The following is a 21862-nucleotide window of genomic DNA, read 5'->3' as shown; positions in this document are numbered from 1 at the left end:
CACTATTTGAGTTGGGCCGAAGCGATTGCTAAGGCCCATTCAGCTCAGCTAATTAAGTTGTTTCGGCTTCTATCTCAAGTTCACTCAATTCGGCGGATAAGAGCTCTAGTTCCGCCTTCTCAACTAAAGGAGCTGGTAACTCTTTTTGTACAGATACACCGAGCTCTTTGAATTCAGAGGCTCGTTTGATCAAGTTACCTCGGCCGGTGTGCAAGCGTTTCATTGCCTCACCAAAGGAGCTTTTGGCTTTGTCCAGCTGCTTATCAACTTCTCCCATGGATTCAAGGAAGAGGCGAAGCTGGTTATAAAACTTGGCAGCCCTCTCTGCCAGTTCGGCGGTGTGTTTGTTCTGATCCTCAAAGCGCCACAGCTGGCGGACAATGTTGAGGCTGGTCAACAAGGTTGTGGGGGTGGCTACCAGGACATTCTTTTCTAGTGCACGTTGGAATAAGGTGTCGTCAGATTTAAGGGCTTCCACATACGCAGACTCGATAGGGATGAACATGATCACCACCTCCGGTGAATTTAGACCGGGGATGTTGAAATAGCTCTTATTTGACAGTTCATTGATGCGATCGCCCACAGCAGAAGTGTGTTGGGCCAGTGCGGCGGTGCGCTGCAATTCATCATCAGCATTGACGTATTCGGTATAGGCGTTTAGCGAGGTTTTGGCATCGATGATTAGGTGTTTGCCCTGGGGTAGATAGACAACTGCATCGGGACGTAATCGACCTTCTTCGGTGTTGAAGCTGTCTTCACGTTTATAGTCCGACCCTAGGCGTAGGCCTGAGTTGTCGAGTACATTCTCTAACATCAGTTCGCCCCAGTTACCTTGCACCTTTTTCTGCCCTCGCAGGGCGGTGGTGAGCTTACCGGCCTGTTCGGTGATAGCTTGATTCAGCTTTTGCAGGTTTTCCAGCTCGGTACGAAGCTTAGTGCGCTGCTCAGTTTCTTGAGTATGGATGTTTTCAACCTTCTCCTTGAAGCCTTTAAGTTCGGCCTGAATTGGAGAGAGGATGTTGGTCATGCTTTCCTTATTGAGCTCACCGAAAGCTCTGCCTTTCTTGTCGAGGATCTCGTTGGCCAAAGTCTCAAACTGCTTTGTCAGTTCCGCCTTGTTCTCCTGCAACAACTTCAGCTGCTCGTCGAAATGTTCCTGCTTTTTCTCAAGCGAAGTAGTGAATTCTTGATTCTTAGTTTTAAGGTTCGTGTTTTCGGCTTGAAGAGTCTCAGCTTTCTCAGTAGCGGTGGCAGCATCTGCCTTCAGCTCAGTTTCTCTTCGTTCCCAAGCTAGCTTGAGCGCGCCAAAAGTCTCTGCTTTTTCGGATAGGGCAGTTTGGGCTTCTTTAAGCTTGGCAGCCAAATCACTGTTACGGGACTGGAACTCCTCTTTAGATTGTTTGGTTTGCTCCAGCTCGGTTTTAGAGGTGTCCCGGGCTTTTTCGGAAGCAGCAAGATCTGCTTGTGCTTTGCTGTTTGTAGCTAAGAGTGACTTTTCCTTATCTGCAGAGATTTCAAGTTTCTGACAAATCTCTGAATGGTCTAGCTCCAGCCTTTCAATGCGTTTCTCTAAGGCGCCTTTTTCGGTTTCCAGTTTTCCGGCCCTGATTTTTTCATCCGTTAAACTTTGTTCCATCGAGTCGATAGTGTCTGCAGAAACCAAAGCATCTCGTTTAGACTTATCGAGCTCGATCTTGAGTAGTTCAAGTTCCGCTTCTGTTTTAATGGCTCGTCGGCTGGCCAACCAGAAGGCAAGGCCTCCAGTAAGCGCCGAGGCGAGTAATGTGATTATTGCGATAACGGCAGGATTCATAACAGCTCCTTGTTTTTGACTTAAGGTGTATTGGTTTTAAAAAGTAGTGGTTTGCTCGGACTTCCTTGCTGCCTCGCTTTGAGTACTGAGCTTTGTGTGAGCCCGGAATCTGATCTTGTCTCTCAATGTTCTCGCGCAAGAAAAGAGGTCGCCATAAGAACAGGTTTTAAAGTAGCGTCATATAGTCGGCAATGCTCAGAGTCTTGGACTCAAAGTCTGGCCACGACTTACCAAACTCTTCCAGAGCTGGTGATGCGCATACGACCGTTAAACAGCTGCCATCAGGGTGACGTTTCACTCGAGTGAGACCGGTGTACAAGAGCGCTAGGCTTTTAGCATCTGTATGATTGCCAAGGTAGATGACCAAAGCTCGGGATTCCCACCCCTTGAAACTGTGTAGCGTTGTTGCCTTTATGCGAGCGTCACCCATATAGAAGCCGACTTTCTGCCTGCGTTGTTCTTTATCGTTTGGGTCATAAGTGTGAACGACCTTAATCCCTTTGCTACCGAGGCTCTTAACGACTTCATATCCAGTTTTACGGTTGTCACTGAGAAATGTGAGGTCCGCAAAAGCGAGTGTTCCGGGCGACCCAGAAGTAGTCAGCCTGAGCAGCTCTTCACTACAGACTTCGTTGGCCATATCCTCATTTACCTGCAACCAACGGAGCTCGCAGGGCTCAAGCCCTAAATCTCCTTGGGGGGAATTAGGCAATGAGAGGCTTTCTTGCGGCAAAAAAGATCGGGCGAAGTTCGACGCATGTTTTTGTACGACTTTGGGCAATCGGTAGCTAATGCCAAGTTCAACCCAATTACCTCGAAATCCTGCTCCCTTCATGGCTTCATTAGTCCATCGTTCGGCGGTTTCATAAATGTCCTGGGTAGCATCTGCAACAAGAAGCATCTCTCCATCGGGCTTACATACTTTGCGAAGTATTGCCCACCATTCAGGTAGAAAGTCTTGTCCTTCGTCAACAAGTACAGCATCGTATCTTTGAACAGAGTCTTCCGTATCCATGTCGATGATGCGGCCAGTCAAAGCGGGAAGGCCAATTCGAAGCGCGTTCTCGTCGTGTTGTTGGGTAAAGAGGGCTTTGTAATCCTGTTCAAAGCCTTCAGTTATGCAAACACGCTTACACCAGGCATGAAAATTTAGCCAGGTAATATCGGAGCGCGTTTTTCCGCCTGATTGAGGCCAGCGAACGGCAATGTCCATTAGATAATGAATCAGGGTGATGTTGAAGGTTACAACAAGTACTTGCTTGCCTTGACCTAGCAGTTCTGCAGCGCGGGTAGCAAGGACAAGTGATTTCCCGGAACCAGCAGCACCTTTGATTCGTCGATAACCTGATTTAGTTCGGCTGGTTACTAGATTTCTTTGTACTCTGTCGATTTCTACTGGTTGGCGTTGTTTAGCTGCAACATCAGGTTCAACTAGCCAATTTCTCATATCTAGGTATGCATCTTGAGTCATCCTCTTGTCATAGCCATTCAATGCTTTAGGGAAAACAGTCGTGATGTCATCACCATCAAGTGCTTCTTTTCCGACGATGGGATGAAGATTAGCGAATTGGTACGCTTGACTACGATATTGTGTGCTTGGACCAAACAGCTCCCTAATCGGGTCCATATTGGCAAAAGGAAATATGATTCCTGCAGTTATAAGCCCAAAGCCGGCCCTTTGCTTCAATCGAGGACAATAAATTTCATATATTTCTTTCTTATATTGAAGAATTTTCTCTACAGGGTTGTTTGATTGAAGTGAGAAGGTTTTACCATCTTTTTTTCCTAGTAGTACGGGCGCGCTGTGCTCTCGAGGGCGAACCTCATAAGAGAGAGCGTCTAGATCCCAGTCTTTCACTTCAAAAACAGCGATGCCCATATTGGGATTCAGCAATACAAAGTCTGGGCGTAGACCATTAAGATGGGGCTGGATATAGATTTCCCATTGGGGCGGAAGGTGACGGTCAAAGAATTCGAGGACAACCCTTTCTCCCGGAGTTAAGGGTTGGCGAAGCTTATCTAACTGTGACCTGGGTGGTGAGATAATTCGCTTCATTACAAACCTCTAGAATACTTAAAACAAGACGGTGCGATGGGCTTTAGAGTTTTTGAGTGCCTCGTCCAAAAAGGCGAGTGTTTCTTCGGCCTCACTCTGACTACAGATATTTAGGCTGACTTTGTCAGACTGGGCCCCTAGTGTGGTGGCGCAAGAGAATCCATGGCCTGCCTTGATACCACCCACGTCAGCTAGAATATATCGGTCATGGAAAAACTTATCGGCTACCACAACAAAATCAAATCTTGGGGTATATGAAAACTTGCTAGAGTATTCTTGTTGGAATACCTTTTTAGGTTCTTTTGTTTGAATTGCGGTCACCAATGTGACCTTTTTTATTGAGCGCACCTTGTTCGCTAGTGATAGCATTTCATAAAGAACATCGTTGCTGGAGAGGGAAAAATACTGGTCTATTATTACTATCTCTGATGATATTTTTAGTAATGGCGATATAATTGCGGCAATATCATCCGTACTACGTGCAACTCTGATAGTTGGTGGGATAACCCATGAACTATCTCCACTGACGGTTTGCTCGAACGTTAAAGCTCCATCTAGTCGCTCTGAAATAATCACATCAAATCTTGATATTTTTGATTGCTCTTCTAACCAGGTCAGCCAAGTTTCAGATGTTACACCAGTTCTATATTTAGGCAGGATAAATAATGGGTGGTTACGAGACATTTTTATTTTGCTTAAAAGGTGTTTTACCGCGTGCTTTTCTTTTGTTCGCAGAGACTCAGAGTTTTTCACGGCCTTGTGTGCTGCTGTTGCCCATTGCTTTGAGTTTGCCACGATATAACGACCTTTCTCATAGCCAAATTCTGACCTAAGCACGCCGCAGTAATGGAGTTCAGATAAACACTCGGGATCAAATGCGACTTCTTTATACATTAAAAAAGCTCCTCGTCACGTTCTTCAAAGAAGCCTTGTGGCCAGTCACATTCAAAGTCACCATCGTCGGTTACCTTCTGATGAGTGATATTGGCTCCGTTATCGCCAGGTTGAATGTAAACAATAGAGATATTATGTGTTGTTACTGGTTGGAAACCTGCTGGAAGAGTGCCTTCATAGGTTTCACGTATGCGTCTAAGTAGTCGCAATACAATATGTTCACTATGAGTTTCAATGATGAGGTTGGCTTTATCGTTCGCTTGGGTAAGGAGGTCACCTATTGCCACCTGAACCCTTGGATGAACGTGTAGCTCTGGTTGCTCGCATGAGATAAAGCCCTTGTTGGCAGTAATCGTGGCAACTACCAACGGAAGCAGTTGTGAAACACCAACGCCGATATCTGAAGCGGTAACCTCAATATTGTTCTGGGTATCCCAAAGGGTAGGCCTTTTATTCTTCTCAATAGACTGACCGACATACAAGCCAGAGTGAAAACATGGAGTTTCACGAAGTGCTTCCAAAATTTCCGGACTTATCACTTTTTGTTCTGTATCCGGGTTATCGTCTAAGTTTTCCCTTGAGACTGTCAACTCCACTTCACTGCCGACTGCGTCATGCAGGGCAATCATATCCTCTACAGTTTGTGTTTTAGTAGATGCTTTGATATATCGAGCTTCAGATTGCTCAATTTTATAAACCACTTGATAGCCCAAGTTCAATCGACTCTTAACACTTATCCAGTCATTAATGCTATCTACTTCAACTATCGAGGCGTTGTGCAGTCGATCCCACGCCGCTTCTCCTGTGTACCAATTGTGCATTGCCGGATATGGGTTTGGCTGATAGGTAGAGTCTGGAATTTTTCGAAGTGGTCCGATGCTTAGACTGTTGTTTAATAGCTGCCTCAGTTCATCTAAAGGTCGAATAAAACACTCTGAGAGAATCTCCGTTATTATTATTGCATCTTCAAGATTCTCAGCACCCTCAGACGCTGTGGTAGTTAGAGGTCGTCCCAATGCAAAAAGTCCGCCAGTTTTTCTTTTGTGGCTGGAGGAACCAAAAAGTGGATGGATAAAGTGTTGACCTTCGATTTCTATATCTACAGGGTTTCCTGCATGCCAAGAGAGTTCGCATAATGCTTCTTGCAGTGGTGTTAAGTAGCTGGACTCCATGAGGTCTGGTGTATTGCGGTATTGGCCATCAGCATCAGGTTGGTTTATAGAAGCTAGTGCTGGGTGAGCATAGTTTATTTTTGATAACCGAGTAGAGTGTAAGCTGCCATCAAAACAGCTTTCTCCAAGGTACTTACCAGCAACCCAATAGCTCACTCTTGTCACTAAAGCAGTATTGTCTGTGAAAGACCAGCCTATCTCGAACTCTAATGATCTGGTTTTTTTAGATATAATGTCTGTATCTATATACAGAGGATGTTCAGTACCGTAGTTATCAAGGTGCTCTAGGTAACCTTTCAGAGAGAACTGATCTGGTTCATACTCAACTTTTATTACTATATTTTTTCTCAGGTCTCTTCCGTTCACTAAGTGCTTGAAGCCACCAACGAATTTGTTCCCCAGTGCTTCAATGCGTTGAGGGTTACACTGACCCTTCTCAAGGATTTGCTGCAGATAGAAGAGCGCCATTAACACGGTACTTTTTCCAACCGAGTTGGGGCCGAACAGCAGCGTAACCGGCGCGAGCTCGATAGTTTGCGTTTCTTTAAACGAGCGGAAGTTGGTTAGGGATAGCTTTGTTATTCTCATGGTATTTATTTCGACTCCTGTTCAGTATTCGCGTTCTTTGGTGTCGAGTTAGTCAAGTATAAATCCTGGTCAATACAAAAAATGTGATGGCAGAAAGCTTTAATATGATTATTTTTTCTTCCAAAAGCTGGATTCGTACACTCTACTGGTATGGCCCGTATAGATGATGGGTTTTGCGTTGGTTGCTGGCCAGCTTGATGATGGCCTGAACAAAGCACGTCATCGCTATGGGGGAGAATCGATTTAGCTTTGGTTAGCGAAGAGCCAGCGTAAGTGGGAAGCCTGTTATCGTGAGATGAAAACAGGTTTGATTCCTTTCGCAGGTAAGATGCGAAGTCATTGGTGCCAACGGCGGAGGTGTTTGATGAATTTAGTGACATTGCCGTTACTCCCTGTAGTGGCTGCTCACTCTGTTATGGCATGTAATGTGCCAAAGTTTTATCCTTTTAAATCAACACTATACTAGGATTGTGTCTTATTGATCTGCAAACTAATTTACTTACTGCAAGCTTTTTTACATGCCGGAGCTCAGTTCAAGTGCTGTGTAAATGAGATCTCTGTTCGAAAAATGGTGTGGTGCAGTTGCCTCTTGAAAGTATCGTTGCTCAGTCAACAGCTATTTTCAGCCTGCACTGATTCAAAGTTGCATTGTTGGCCCCTAGGGTGTGACATTCAGCCTTACCTGGCTTAGGCGCTTCATCACTCGCTCATAGCTAATTTGATGCTTATCCAATAACTCATCAAGATGACCGGCTGTCAGAACGTCGACTTTGGATAGTTTCGCAGCTTTTCTCCCGCCAGCCCTTAGCGCCGATGCATTAGTCGCAAAGTGAAGCGATGAAACGGGCTTGCCAAGTAGGTTCTGGTAATATTCTTTAGCACCTGAAACTTCTTGGATAGCCTTGTGGCCATCGTAGTGGGCTTTGGTAGTGTGTTTCACCTGTAAGAGAACCAGAGAGTCGCCTATATCTAATACACCATCTGCACCATGGTCGGCACCGTTTGTGGTCAGCCATACACGCTGCGCACCAAGCTCCAGTGCCAACAGTTCGACACATAGGGCTTCGAAATGCACCCAAGGCATCTTAACCAGATCATCTCGTTGTAACGCTCGCGTACGCACTTCGGTCATCAGATCCATGCCTGCAGGAATAGGCACTACCTGCTCTGGCGTCACTACAGCATCCTTCAACTGAGTCTTCTTGGTCAAAAGCTTGTGCAAGTTGACATCGAAGGATTCGAACTCAGGATGATGGGCAAGAGGCACATATATGTTGACGTCCTTTTGCTGGCCTATCCGATAAACCCTATCCGTTGCCTGTGCCTCTTTGGCGGGGTTCCAGTGGCGTTCGAAATGGATGACGTTGTTAGCGCCAATCACAGTCAAACCCACGCCTGCAGCCACCGGTGACATGATGATGATATTAAAACCGTCACGTGCCTCGAAATCAGTAATCATTGATTTCCGTGTCGGTGTACCATCGAGTTTGGCGACGGCCTTGGCATCGCCATTGATCACCGCCAGCGGGCCCAAAGCGTACAATCGGCCCAACGCCACGCTCAGGAATGCCTGGAGGCGTTTATTTACTGCAAAGATGATGCATTTTTCATCGCGCAGCCGGATCTCATCCAGAGTGTTCACCAAGCTAGCCATCTTTGACGACTCACTGATCAACGCACTTACGGCTTTCGCGGAGGTTGGAACATCCAGTCGCCCTTGATCCACCAACCTGGGGTGAAGTGATACATCTCTCAGCCGCTGCAGGCAACCCAGGACCACGTTCTGTTCACTCTGCTCCTGTGTAGACAGCGTGGCGTCATAGACCGCCAATTGTTGGCCGGCCAGAATGGATGCCAAAGAGTCTTTATAAGTCCAGACTTCGTCATCGGTACCTACGAAGACTCGCTTCTCAGGCAATCCTTTTAAGTTGTCTTCCTTAAGTCGGCGCAGCATCAATGCTCCAACTGTTTCACGTAAAGCACGCCCTACACGCTCGCGGGTTTGTTCAATCTCGTCGCTGGCGCATTGCAAAATTGGAGAAACATAACGGTTGCGAAAATCCTGGTAGCTGCTCAGATAGCCAGGACAGGCGGTATCCATCAAACACCAGAAATCAGCCAGGCTATTTTCAACTGGGGTGCCCGTGGTCACTAGATTAAAATCCGATTTCAAGCCCTTAGCCGCCCGTGTTTGCAAGGCATTGGGGTTCTTGATGTTTTGCGCCTCATCAAATACCACCATCGCCCAATCAATGCTGCACAAAGAAAATTGATAGTCGCGTAAAGTCTGGTAAGTGGTGATGACCAGACGTCGGGGCATATCGAGACGCTCTATAGTGTGCCGCTTGCCAACCTTCAAAGAAAAACGGATTCCTGTTTCACCGCCTTCACCCTCAATCGGCTGAGATTTAGTCTCTACACCACCCTCGCGGAATCTAGGCAGATCCGCGCCCGATTGAAGCAACACCACATCATCGAAGGGAGAATCGTTGAAGGTTTTCTCGACCTCGTCCCGCCAGTTCTCCAGCAGGCTTAGCGGTGCTACGATCAAACAGGGTTTTTCGGTTTCACTCCGTTGTTTTGCGATTTTGTATAGCTGGTCGATACAGGCAAGTGCCATCAGAGTCTTACCTAATCCCATATCATCAGCGAGTAGCGCGCCACCCTTGTGTTTTGGGTTCTCAGCCAGTCCTACCGCCCAACGGATACCGATTTCCTGGTGCGGGAAAGGCATCCTGGCGTAGTTGTCCCAGGTCAAATGGTCTGCGGGGTAGAGCACCTCATCGATGGCCCGTTTTACGGTGGGAGACTCCTGTTCTAACTCCTCGTCGTTTAGGTCGACATCGACAACAATGACTTCCGGGTGTTCTGCCTCTTCCGGCTCGGCTGTTTGACTAGGTGCCTCGTCAGACTCATTGTCAAAGCCTGCATGCTCTACTTTACGCTTGGCTTTCTCCAGCGCCGTATCCACCAGGGAGCCATCAGTGATATCAAATAGCTTGCCCTCGAACTCGAATTCGTGTGCACCAAGCTGTCGGGCATCCTCAATGCCTTGGGTCAGCCTGACCAGCGAATCTTCGTCCTCGATCATTCGTACAACACTGCTGATGGGCTGTACCGTTTGCGCAGCTGCTGACTTACCAAACCAGTCGATACCTGATTCGTCGGTATCGCCAAAGTAGCGGTGTTTAAACACCGTCGCGCCATGAACCCGGGCAGAGAAGCCCACATCCAGGTTCACCAGTGATGCATCTAGAAAGGCAGAAGGTTTTTCCAGAAAGGTTTTCAAATTGGCTTTTGAAATGACTCGGTGGTTGATGATCTCTTGTGTTGCTTTCAGGCGGTCCTCATCCAACAGCACTATCTCATTACCCACTCGAAGAGAGGCAACGGTTGCATCGGGACGAAGCTGACCCAAGCGGGCCTGAATCATGTCCGCGTCTGCATCGGTGCCTAGAGATGGGGTCAGGATTCCGTTCCCTCGAGCTGTAACATCCAGTTGCACCCCAACCGAATCGGGAACCCGAATCTGCAGCTTATCTGTGTCAAAGTGCGCCAGCTCGATGTTCACACCTGTTCGTTTGGCTTGCTGTAGGGCATAGATCAACTGCAGGTTGTCGGCTTCAGATTTGGGTGAGCAGTTATGCGACTCCAAGGCCTGAAATACGCTGAGGTGAGGTACATCTAACAGGTATTTCTGTGTTCCGCCGAATGTAAGGAAGGTGCCATTCCACTTCCAATTGGTGGTCTTGCGGATCTGCTCTGGCGTCTGCCAGGCAACATATAGGGTTACCTGAAAAGTAGGGCTGTGCAGCTGGCCTTTGATCTCGGCGGAGAATTGGCCTTGCCAGTGTTTAGGCAGTTCCAGCAGTTCTCGCCCTTCTTCATCCAGTCGACCAAGCACTTCGGCTGGTACCACAAAGCCATTGGGAACCCGCTCTGCGTCGCCCTGTTCAACTAACATGCTGAGGTACACGTGCTGATGCTGTACCCAAGGCTCTGCTTTTAGCTGGGTAATGGCTCTTGTGACGGTGTCCGGAACTATAAAGGCGACCTCGTCATACGCTGCATTCCACCGGTAGCTTTGTTGTCCTTTCTGGATGAGTTTTTTTACCAACTGTTTCAGCATCGTCTAATTAATACCCTAATCTGCGGATGTGGCTTTTCGCATCTTTTTTGCTCATTACCTGCTCCGCTGAAACGCTGATCCCAAAATACCGCATTGCTTCGAGGGCGTTGGTGATCCAGGTGTTCGGTGTGTGAGTAATGGCAATATGGTCTCTACTCACAATGCCTTGAGTCAGCTCGAAATATGAAGGCTGTGAGGTAGAGTAAGTGCGCAAAATAGTATTGGGTGCCAGATTCTGGTGTAGCCACAACTTACAGTTATGGCTTCCTTCAACCAAATGTATATCGCCTAAATCGAGATAAATAATGGACTTGTCTTGATCGCGAACTGTATCGAACTTTGGCAAATCATCCTTGTGAATGTGTCGCCTTACATATCGTGCAGCTCCTCGCGATAGGTACAATCGACTGCCTTTTACAAACCCGTTATCAAACAACCCTTCGAGGAAGCGTTTTCGGGCGGGGAACATGCGTTGCATGTCCTCATCGTAACTGGCTTTTCCGTGCTCTTCGATTACGCGGAGGAAGATCTTGAGATCCATCCGAGAATACCAACCTCGAGCTTTTTCTATCAGTTCTCTTCCTAATGGTTTCCACCACTTTCGATAGATGGGGGAAGTGTCAGGAAGCCGTGGGTCGCCGCCAATGGAATTTATCACCGCCCGCCAGCTGTCTCCAAGTTCTTCTGTTGCTGGTAAACGGTCAATTAGAATTCGCATAACCTCGACACCTAGAGGTACTTCAGGGGTATAAGCCGAGTTAAATACTTCGGGAAGCACTAGTTGTCCAAGCAAGGTTGATTCCTCGTTCGGTTTCAGCTTCTTAAGGCTTTCAAGATAGAAAATATTTTGCGCAGCAGAATAAAGACGCCCACCTATGATCTTTTCAAGATCACGTCGCTTAACGTGTTCTTTCAAGCTTATGCCCAAGTCGCTGGCATCGTTTGCCAGCGACTTGGGCGCGTTTTCGACCAAGGCGACTAGCCAATGTTGATATTCAGGGCGCTTTGCAATAGCGCGAATGAGCCATTGGCGAACTCCCTGCTGGTTGGACATCTCATCAAAGCTACCGCAATACCAGTCGAACAGATTTTCCATAAACTGCCGGCTGGGTATAGGTCTGAAGTGATTGATGCGCGTTAATGCCTCATCGCTTAATGGTACTCGGCGAAACGGGGCACCACCCACGCCAATACCATACGCCCTAACGCGTAAAACGTTGGTCAGCAGAGAAGCCAGGGATTGCTGATTAGCAATGCCGGAATACATATCTTCATAGGCCTGATGGAAGGCTGGGCTGGTTGCTCCGGCCTTGCGCGTAACTTCTTTCAGCTTCTGCTGTTCTGAAGGCAGTACCTTAAACAAAGGGTCATTGGATACCCGTAATTCGAAGTGCAATGATGGGAGCAGATCCAAGAGACTCATCGTGCCAGCTCCAGCACATTTTCCAGGTCTAGATCCGAAGGGCGTCGAATGGTGAAGCGAATGTCAATTCGTCGGTTTTGAGCTTTCTGCTGGGCAGTATCCTCGACTTCGTTCACTCGGCGTGAATCGGCGTAGCCACTGACCGAAAATAACTTCTGACCATCGTGATTGATCATCTCTTGGTAAGCCGGTGCCAGTTCAAGCTCCTGGTTCCAATGAGACCAAAGTGAAATGGCCCTGAAGGCAGAGAGTCCCCAGTTCCCAGTGCCGAGAAGACCATTGAAGTTCATGCTATCGGTGTGCCCTTCGATGAATACAGTGTCCAGGTATTCATATCCAGGCTTGCAATCGTGCTCCTGTTGAACCGACACCTCTGCGGTGGTGCAATCCACTGAGCCGCTACGTTGCTTAAGGATAGCGCCGTGAATGGCCAAGCCAATCTTGTTCACAGTGTCCTGAGTATTCTGATCATCTGGGATCTCATATCGGCCAGAGGCAAAAGCCAGGCTATCTGGAATACGGAGGATGCTTTTATTCTCGTTCACCTCGATGTGAATGTCCTGGCGCTTCAGTTCATCGACGATGTCATCCAGGATATTGCGTCGTACCTGCTCGGCGGTACGTAACTCCTCTAGCGCCTCGTCAACCTGTTGCCGGGTTTGGGTCAGTTCCAGAATCAAGGCTAGTGCCGCGAGAATAAAAATCACCAGCAGCCCCGACATCAGATCAGAGAACGACATCCAATAGGGGTTGTCCTCGTCAACGGTTACCGTGCGTCGTGAACTGAATCTCATGCGACACCCTGAACCTTGGTCTCGATCTCATCAACAGCACCGGCCAAGGCCTCGATGGCACTGGTCATCTGGGTGGTGTATGCCGAGGTTTGTTTGTTCCAATGATCCATCCGTTCACCGGTCTGGGTTTGTACTTCCTTGGCGTATTCACGTAGCAGCCCGTTGAGTCGAGTTATTAACTCTTCAACGTTGCCTTGCAAGCCTTCAAGGTAGTCATCTTGATGTTCTCGCATATCGGCAAAGATCTGATCTGCCGTCGACAAAGTGTTGTCGATGGCACTGCGAGTTTCACCCAAACGCAGATGTTGAGTGGTTATGTCATCACGTAGGGACTCAATCTTCTCAGCGGAGAGCTGATTTTGCGACGCCAGATCTCGAGTCGCATCCACTGCCTGGGTGATGGTGCCAGACAGACCATTGGCCGCATCTCGCATGCTACTGCCAAAGACGTTGATATCTTGCGATACCTTCTGCATATGTTCACTGGCTGTCAAGGTCTTGGTGGCGGCCTGCACGTTGGCATTGGCGGATTGCTCGATGCCGCTTTGCAGCGTTCTGCCCTGGTTAAGCAAGCTGGATACCGCTTCCACTTGCTGGCGTAGCAGAGTATTCACCTGGGCCAGCAGGGCTTCGGTGCTGTCGCGCAGGTTCTTGTTCTGCTCCTGCAGCTCGGCATGTTGCTGAGTCTGGGCCGTACGCAGGTCGCCCACCATGTTGCTGACAGAATCGGTGAGATCTTTCGCCGCCTTGCTGGTCGCGGCGCGGATCTGCTCAGAGCTGTCATTACTGCTCTGTGCCAGCTGCTGCACGCTTTGGTTAAACTGCTGCTGGTTTTTCGCCTGTTGGTCGCTTAAACCGGAGACGACGGATTGCACCTGGGTAGACATCGCCTTGTGGGCCGCCTCGGTGCGTTCCGTAAGCTGGGTAACATGCGAGTTGCTGTGCTCGGTTAGTTGCTGGAACTGTGTCGTCAGGGTGTTGCCCAGCTCAGCCTGCTTGTTGCCAATGTTCTCGGCGACGGTTTGCATCTGTTCGTTCATCGCCTGTTGGGCTGACTCGGTGCGTTCCGCAAGCTGGGTAACATGAGAGTTGCTGTGATTGGTTAGCTGTTGGAACTGTGCCGTCAGTGTACTGCCCAGCTCAGCCTGCTTGTCGCCAATGTTCTCGGCGATGGTTTGCATCTGTTCGGTCATCGCCTGTTGGGTCGCCTCTGAACGTTCCGCCAACTTCGCTACGTGCTGGTTGCTGTGCTGTGCCATCTGTTCGATCTGAGTCGCCATAGTGCTACCCAGTTGGTTCTGGCGCTGGGCAGATTCAGTTTCTTGCTGTTCCAGTCGGTTCATAAAGGCGCTTAAGGTGGTGCCGAGCTGCTCCAGGGTTCCCAGCATCTGCTGTGAAGCTTGGTCCATGGCATCGCGCTGACGGTTGCCCTCCTTACCCATGCTCTCCATAAACTGGCCCAGCATGTTGTCCAGTGCCGAGGAACTGGTATCGGTGCCAACATCCACCAGCTTGTCGATGGCTGGCTTCATGATGTTTTCCAGGCTTTGTTCCAAACCGGTTTGGATAGACTCGGTGACGCCATCCAGAGCTAACTGCATCTTATCGCCGATCTTATCCGCCAGTCCCTGTAGCGCTTCACGGGACTCACTGCCGTCATTGGCGATCTTCACCAATTGGTATTCTGGTGTGATACGCGGGAACAGCTGATCCACCCGGGTCTGCAGCTTCAGCAGTTTGGTGCGAACGTGCCAATCACACTTCTTCTCGAAGAAGTTGAACAGCAGACTGAGGAACACTCCCCACACCGAAGTGGTAAAGGCCACGGCGGCGCCGCTGATCATATGACCAATGCTGGCACGCAGCTCATCGACAGAAGCGTTTTGAGCCAAGTCCAGGCTGGAGAGGCCCATCTGCAAACCAACAAAGGTCCCGAGTACCCCAATGGCGGTCAGGAAGCCCGGCACTGCCACGGCGATACGGCTTTCTGATGCTCCCCGAGACAGGCTGGTGGTATTAAAGAAATGCTCGGCATCGTAGGTGTTGTGATAGTGGCTGGTATCACCGTCGTTAATCTCCACTAGAGTCTCGGTGAATTCGCGCCACAGGTGACGGTGGGCTTCGGACTCCCTTGCCATGTTGTTGATGTCGTGAAGGCGTTCATGGAGATTATCGAAGGACACATCACCTAGCAGGGTTTTGTGATAAAAACCTATGCGACGACTGGCTTTAAAATACGCCCAAGAGCTGAGGCATAGGCCAATGCCAAATACCAACAGCAATGCTAAGACAAAGAAGGCTGACAAGGTTGCGGTATCATTGGGCAAGTACTGCCCGTTGGCCACCATAGTATTCAGGCTGGTGAAGTCTGGAACCAAGTTGGAAAAGTCGAATGCTGGCTGCATGATGGTATTCGCAGTAATGTGTTAATGAATAATATTCTTCAATCTGTCGTCGGTTGAAAAACACGTTAAGCCTGTCAAAGTAGTTCAAAAAGGCAAGCCAAGGAAAGGTGGTTGACCCAAAAGTCACAACAACTCTAGCAAAGTTTTTGCCAATGTTTGTGTTTTTTAACAGTCGCTTAAGAGTGCGGTGCTGTATGGTCACATCCTTGTGATTGCTGATGGCCGGCTTCCTTAGAGCTGGCCGGAGAAGGCTTTTTGGCTAAGGCTGGAAAACAGTTCGTTTAACTGTTCTTCGCCTGTCGTCATTTTCTTTGTGCGCTGGACCACTTCATCCACAATATCTGCAAATTTGTCCTGGAGTGCCTTTGGCGGAATGCAGATTTTGATGTTCTGCATTTCCTGCGCATTGATATTTGCCATTCCGACAATGCTCTTGCACATGTTCAGTAATGTTTGTTTACCATGTTTGGAGTTCAAGTAACTGGATATATATTCAGTATTACCTAGCTCATTGGTTCGAACCCGAATTAAGTAGCCTGCGATAGCCATAGGTTCATCTTCCCTATATACCGCAGTTTTTCCTACTAAGTCTTTGCTGTTGGTACGATTAAATAGCAGGTCGCCTTTTCGAACTAGGTACTTTTGCTGCTCTTTCTCATTTAGGTCGATGTACTTGAGAGAAGAAAAGTCCCAGTGCCCTTTATAAGTGATGTTGCCCATCCTTAAAATCGGGAACTCTTTCAGCTCAACGGAGGCTTTTCCAGATGAACCGTAATTGGCTGATTCAACGAGATCGCGAATCGTGCCTATAGGGAATCCCTTCGGGTTGGTGACTGGGTCACCAAACATCTCCAGGAAGACGCTGCGGAGGAAGTCGTCGGCGAGTTGGATGGCTTGCTTGCGTTTGCGGCGGATGTCATCGGCTTTACCGAGGATGGTGGCGATGCGCTTTTGTTCCTCCAGCGGTGGGAGGGGGATTTTCAAATCTTTAAAGAACGAGGTCGGAACACGCTTTTGACCTGCACTGCCAGTCATGTTCCGTTCACCAACAGACCTTAGTTGAATATTCCAAATTAAATAGAAAAGATACTTACCATCCAGTTCATCTGAGTTTGGCCTTAGGACATGAAACTCAGTTGAGCCAAACCCAACTTGAGTTTCCAATCTATCGAGGAATGCAGCTTTTCCGTTTTCAAAGCACGGTGTAATTTTCGCCACAATGACATCATTGCGCTCAAAGTAAGTGAAGCCTTTCTTGGTTTCGGCAAGGATTCTTCGTTCCTGATTAAGAATTTTTCCTTCTTCAGAAACCGAGGCCATTGCTAAGAAACTTACTTCCTGGCTCTCATTAACCCATTTTGGTAAACGGGGGTTCAATGTAGCTACTTCAGCCAACTTCACCAACGGCCAACTCATAGCATTCCCTCCAGCACCTTCAGTTCAGTCTGGATCTCATCTTCCAGCGCCATCAGCTGCTTCAGCAGAACCTTCGGGTCTTCATACTGCTCCTCTTCGTACACCGTTTCTTTATAACGGTTGATGGAGAGATCGTACTTGTTAGCCTTGATGTCAGATGCGTCCACCAGGAAGGCTTTCTGGGTTTTATCGGCCCAGGCTTCCAAAGAATCGTTATTGATCACCGCCTGTTGGTAGGCTTTGAACTGCTTAATTAGGTCCGGCAGATCGTTGTCTTTGGTTGGGGTACGCTTGTCATCCAGAGAGTAGCCGTCGGCCTGTACATCGTAGAACCATACCTTGTCGGTGTTGCCGCCTTTGGTGAAAAACAAAATGGCGGTGGATACCCCAGCGTAGGGTTTAAATACCCCGCTTGGCAGGGAGATCACCGCTTCCAGTTGGTTGTCTTCCAGCAAGTGCTTACGCAGGGTCTGGTGGGCTTTGGAGGAGCCAAATAGTACACCATCGGGGACGATGGTGGCAGAGCGGCCGCCGGTTTTGAGCATGCGCTGAATCAGAGCGACAAACAGCAGCTCGGTCTTCTTGGTTTTCACCACCCGCAGTAGGGTGGGGTCGACGTCTTCCTCGTCCAAGCTACCCTTGAAGGGCGGGTTAGCCAGGATCACATCGAAGCCTTCGCGGGCCTCGCTGCGGCGACGTTCGATAAAGCTCTGGCTCAGGGTATCCTGGTAGTGGATATCCGGCTCCTTGATGCCGTGCATCACCAAGTTCATGGCGGCGACGCGGAGCATGGTGGCATCGAAGTCAAAGCCGTGGAACATATCGGTGTCGATGTGGTGACGGTCTTCGATGAGATCGCCACTATAGAGCGTGTTTACCAGCGGTTGACCGCTGGCGCCCAGCAGAGGTTTGCCGTCTTCAAACAGTGGCTCGTGTTCGATGCCTTCCGGGGAGGAGTATTTCTCCAGCAGGTACTCGTAGGTGGTGGCGAGGAAGCCACCGGTGCCGCAGGCCGGGTCACAGACGCGGTGACGCTGGTCGACATCAATCATTTCCACCATGGTACGGATGATATGACGCGGGGTGCGGAACTGACCGTTGATGCCGGCGGTAGTGAGTTTGGACAGCAGGTATTCGTAGAGATCACCTTTTACGTCCTTATTCTCTAGAGGCAGTTCGCTGATCAGATCCACCGCACTTTGAAGCAAATTGGGCTTTTGGATCATCAGCTGGGCGCCTTTCATAAAGTCGGCAAACTGTGTGCCTTCACCGGCCAGCTCGGCAAAGTGGGGGAAGAGTTCGTCCTTAACCAGGCGGTAGATCTCATCGCTGCCTTGGTGGCGGAAGTTCTCCCAACGCAGGTGCTGCTCGCATTTTTCGAAGCGGTGGTTAAAGGCTTTACCGGTACGGGCGGCGCGTTTTTCGTCGGAGCGCTCATTCATGTCCAGCATACGGGCGTACATTAGGAAGGTGATCTGCTCCACCACGGTCAACGGATTGGTGATGCCGCCGGTCCAGAACTCGGTCCAGAGTTTGTCGATTTTACTTCTCAGTTGTCCGGTGATCATATTGTTTAAATAGGTATCTCTGTGGCGGCCATGCAGCACTTGGGCATGGTCTGGTTAAAAGGAGTTAGCTGCTATTGTACGGCCAACAACGAGCTTTTTCTGGAACTTCTTAGGTGATTTTGCTGCTTACCTTAACCAGCTCCTGTCTTTGGCCGGTAGGCAGGCTGAAGCGCTTTACAAACTGTACGATGATGTCTGCTTGCTGGCCGTTAAACAGACCATCCAGTCCATCGTCGTGGATCTGGGTGTAGGGCGCGTCATAGAGCTGATCCAGTTCGATGGAGCCAAAGCGGATCAGGTGGTTTTTCAGCAGGCCGATAAAGCGTTGCTGTTTACTGTTCAGGTGGGTGTGCACCTGCTGAACAAAGGTGGTGAATTCCGCTTCGATGGCCTTAGTGTCCATACCGACGATGGTGCGCAGCAGGGCATCCAGCGGCGCGGCGGAATCGGGGTAGAACTCCTTCAGGGTATTCAAATCCACATTGGGGTTTTGGGTATGCGCCAAGGCAATCAGGCTTTGCAGTTCGGGCTCGCTAACGGCGCGGCCAGCGCGGATGGCCTGAATCACCGGGTCACGCTCAAATAACGGGGAGAGTGTTTTCTCTACCTCCTGCTTGTAGATCTGGTAATCCACGGTGCGGATATCGGTTTTTACCTCGTTAACCTGGTATTCGGCGTGGTCTTCGCGCACATCGATGATGGGGGTCACCGGAGCCATTGGTGTGCTGCCTTTGTCCCGCAGGTGAATCACACCGCGCAGATTGGTACGCACCTGTTCCAGGTCGTTGTGGTCGGCATCGGCCCAGAAGTTGTCCTGTTGTACCTGTTTGATGGTGTCGGCCTTGGTGCGCACCTCGTTCAGGTGCATGGAGAGGCTGGTAACTTTATCCATGATGGGACCTAAAGCAATGTCCAGCTTGCTGGGCTGGGTCAGCTTCAGGTACTGGGCTTCGGTCATCTGCAGGTCAAAACGCAGGGCCTCGCTTTCACCGCGGATGGCGCGCCACTGCATCAGCGGAGCCATCTCCATCAGCAGCAGTTGAGCGGTATCCGGGGTCATGTGGTGCAGGCGCTTCTCCTCGCTGAGTTGCTGTTTCAGTTGCCACTTCTCACGTACTGCAATGGTGTTGTCATTCAGTGCGTCGATGTCAGCTTTGATCAGCGGCACTATGGCACTGAACTGGTCCATTTCAGCTCGCTTCAGGGCTTCCTGCGCCAGTTTTACCCGTGCTTCGAACAGGTTTTGTGTAAGTGCTTTGCCCTGGCTTCCTTCGTCATCGGGGTGGTCCTCTTTGAAGTACTCAAAGTTGTTCCAGTGGTCGAAGATCAGGAAGTGGGTTTTATGGTTGCCCGGGCCATAGAGGTCTTCACACAGGCGGGTGCCCCGTCCGACCATCTGCCAGAACTTTACTTTGGATTTGATCGGTTTGGCAAACACCAGGTTGACGCACTCCGGTACGTCAATGCCGGTATCCAGCATATCGACGGAAACCGCGACGGTGATTTCACCCTGTTTGCCTTCCGTGCTCTTGAAATCGTCGATCAGTTCATCTGCGCGTTCGTACTTGGAGTGTATCACCCGGCAAAAATTGCTGTCGTGCTGCGGGTACAGCTCGTAGAACAGATCTGCCAGAAGCTCTGCATGCTGGATACTGCGGGCAAAGACGATGGATTTACCCGGCAACTGGCCGTCGACATCCCGTAGCCCTTTCTCCATCAGGTTGCGCAGGATGGCGCGATTGGTGTCTTTATTGAAGATGGCTTTGTCGACCTGGGAGGCATCGAAGTCAAGGGTATTGGGATCAATGCCCTGATCTTCCAGTTCACCGATCTGCTCGTCGGTCAGCTCTGTGGCCTTGATGCCATCACGCAGGAACTTGGTGGTGTGAGACACCACCTTAAAGGGCACTAGATTGCCTTCGTCGATGGCCTGCTCCAGCGGATAGTTGGCGGTGGGCATTTTGTAGTCACAGCCAAACAGCTGGCTGGTGGAGCGCGAAATCATCTCCACCGGGGTAGCCGTCAGGCCCACCTGCAGGGCATCAAAATACTTAAACAGTTCTCCGTACTTGTTGTAGATGGAGCGGTGGGATTCGTCAGCAATGATGAGATCAAAATGGCCCACGTCGAAGTTCTCGAAATCCTTCATCATGCCCGGATAGGTGGCGATAACAATGCGAGCTTTGGCTGCATCAGACTTTTTACTCTTGCCTTTCTCGTACAGGGTTTCGCTGGTGAACTCGGCAAAGGCGTTTTTGGCTTGTTTGCGCAGCTCTTTGCGGTCACACAGGAACAGCACTCTTTTGGCCCACCCCGCCGAAATCAGGCGTTTGGCTAGCGCAATGGAAACACGGGTTTTGCCGGTACCGGTGGCCTGCACAATCAGCGCCTTGCGATGTTTGTCACTGAACCGCTCACAGACGCGGGTGATGGATTCAATTTGATACATCCGGCCCGCCACATCGGTATCGATGGGGGTTTTGTTTAGGTCATGACGCTGGCTGCGCTGGCGGACCAGGTGCTGCAGACTGTCCTTGGAGTAATAGCCAAACAGCTTGCGCGGCGCATAGCCCTGGGTGTCGTCCCAGATCCAGATGTCATAGCCATTGGTGTAGAAGATAACTGGGCGCTGGCCATAGCGCTGCTCCAGAGCGTCGGCATACAGCTTTGCCTGTTGTTGTCCCTCACGAGCATTGCGGCGGGCACGCTTGGCTTCAATGACAGCCAAAGGTTGGCCATTGTCATCCCATAGGACGTAATCGCAGTAACCCTTGCCAGTGGTGGTGGGCTGACCGTCTACCTCGTACTCCTTACTGACCTGCTCGTTATTGGTCTCATCTGTTGCAACATCCCAGCCTTCGCTGCGTAGCTCGGCATCAATTAGGCGACGACGGGTTTCCTCCTCATTGAGGTCAAAGGTGGTCTTGAAGGTATCGGTATTGTCTTTCAGACGCGCCAAGCCGGCCTGGTCGACTTGCTGCTGCAGTTTAGCGGCTTTACGTTGGGCTTCTAGCTGTGCTTCTTCAGCCACTTCTAGCTCTTTAAGAGCCTGTTTCAGGCGGGTTTCGTTTTCCGCCAGTTTCTGCTGCAGCGCTTTGTTCTTACGTTTGAATTCCGCCTTGCCTTCATCCAGGCGGGGGGCATTTTCCGGCGATTGGTATTGTGGACACTGTTCCAGCTTGCCGCCTCCGTGGGCGATAAACAGCCAGCAGCCGATAAAGTATGATTCTTTGAGTAGCCACAACGCATCGTGTTGATCGAAGTGGCCTTCGTGTGCCGCCTTGTTGCCGCCCCGGCGCACGGCATGAAATTTGTCCAAGATGGCGCGGTCTACTGCAGACGTGAATTCAGCGTTGCAGAGCTTGTCGTAGATATTGGCGTTGGGCTCAGCGGAAATGCGCAGCTCATTAAATAGATAGCCAACGATCTTTTCCACGTAGCACCGAAGTTTGACCATGGCACTTTGAGGGTCGCTGACGGCGTAGGTTTCGGCAAATGCACCGAGTTCAGCCAGTTCGGGCCAATTGGGCTTCAGGTGTTCGAAGTTCATGGAGGTCTTCACGCTCGCTAAATCCTTATCTATGCCAGCTCTGCAGCAATGACT

At 49.8% G+C, this 21862-nt stretch carries 11 protein-coding genes; all 11 read right to left on the bottom strand.

The window, feature by feature from the left end; all coding sequences use genetic code 11:
• Positions 1 to 52: 52 nt before the first annotated feature.
• On the bottom strand, positions 53 to 1813 hold the full coding sequence (locus BLT77_RS12210) for a DNA recombination protein RmuC (RefSeq protein ID WP_245709935.1): 1761 nt from the start codon (positions 1811 to 1813) through the stop codon (positions 53 to 55).
• Positions 1814 to 1979: 166 nt separating this feature from the next.
• A complete protein-coding gene (locus BLT77_RS12205; RefSeq protein WP_090365548.1) occupies positions 1980 to 3869 on the bottom strand; it encodes an AAA family ATPase in 1890 nt (629 codons plus the stop codon).
• 18 nt (positions 3870 to 3887) lie between these two features.
• Positions 3888 to 4763 carry a hypothetical protein gene (locus BLT77_RS12200; RefSeq protein WP_090365547.1) on the bottom strand — a complete coding sequence of 292 codons (876 nt, stop codon included), beginning with the start codon at positions 4761 to 4763 and terminating at the stop codon, positions 3888 to 3890.
• The gene (locus BLT77_RS12195; protein ID WP_090365546.1) at positions 4763 to 6523 is read right to left on the bottom strand and encodes an AAA family ATPase; all 1761 of its coding nucleotides are present in this window, start codon (positions 6521 to 6523) and stop codon (positions 4763 to 4765) included. The genes BLT77_RS12200 and BLT77_RS12195 overlap by 1 nt, the downstream gene beginning before the upstream one ends.
• 658 nt (positions 6524 to 7181) lie before the next feature.
• Complete coding sequence (locus BLT77_RS12190; RefSeq protein WP_090365545.1) at positions 7182 to 10652, bottom strand: SNF2-related protein; 3471 nt, start codon at positions 10650 to 10652, stop codon at positions 7182 to 7184.
• 7 nt (positions 10653 to 10659) lie between these two features.
• On the bottom strand, positions 10660 to 12075 hold the full coding sequence (locus tag BLT77_RS12185) for an EH signature domain-containing protein (RefSeq protein WP_090365544.1): 1416 nt from the start codon (positions 12073 to 12075) through the stop codon (positions 10660 to 10662).
• Positions 12072 to 12869, bottom strand: coding sequence for an OmpA/MotB family protein (locus BLT77_RS12180; protein ID WP_090365543.1), 798 nt, complete (start codon positions 12867 to 12869; stop codon positions 12072 to 12074). The genes BLT77_RS12185 and BLT77_RS12180 overlap by 4 nt, the downstream gene beginning before the upstream one ends.
• Entirely contained in the window at positions 12866 to 15274 is a 2409-nt protein-coding gene (gene zorA / locus BLT77_RS12175; RefSeq protein WP_090365542.1) for an anti-phage ZorAB system protein ZorA, read from the bottom strand. Before zorA ends, BLT77_RS12180 begins: the two co-directional genes overlap by 4 nt.
• Positions 15275 to 15505: 231 nt before the next feature.
• Positions 15506 to 16690, bottom strand: coding sequence for a restriction endonuclease subunit S (locus tag BLT77_RS12170; RefSeq protein WP_090365541.1), 1185 nt, complete (start codon positions 16688 to 16690; stop codon positions 15506 to 15508).
• Positions 16687 to 18258 carry a type I restriction-modification system subunit M gene (locus BLT77_RS12165; protein WP_090365540.1) on the bottom strand — a complete coding sequence of 524 codons (1572 nt, stop codon included), beginning with the start codon at positions 18256 to 18258 and terminating at the stop codon, positions 16687 to 16689. Before BLT77_RS12165 ends, BLT77_RS12170 begins: the two co-directional genes overlap by 4 nt.
• A 109-nt stretch (positions 18259 to 18367) precedes the next feature.
• On the bottom strand, positions 18368 to 21820 hold the full coding sequence (locus BLT77_RS12160) for a DEAD/DEAH box helicase family protein (protein WP_245709934.1): 3453 nt from the start codon (positions 21818 to 21820) through the stop codon (positions 18368 to 18370).
• Positions 21821 to 21862: the final 42 nt, after the last annotated feature.

It is taken from the genome of Ferrimonas sediminum (assembly GCF_900100175.1).
GTDB lineage: Bacteria > Pseudomonadota > Gammaproteobacteria > Enterobacterales > Shewanellaceae > Ferrimonas > Ferrimonas sediminum.
The sequence above is the reverse complement of the archived record's forward strand: the minus strand, read 5'-3'. Positions and strand labels throughout refer to the sequence as shown.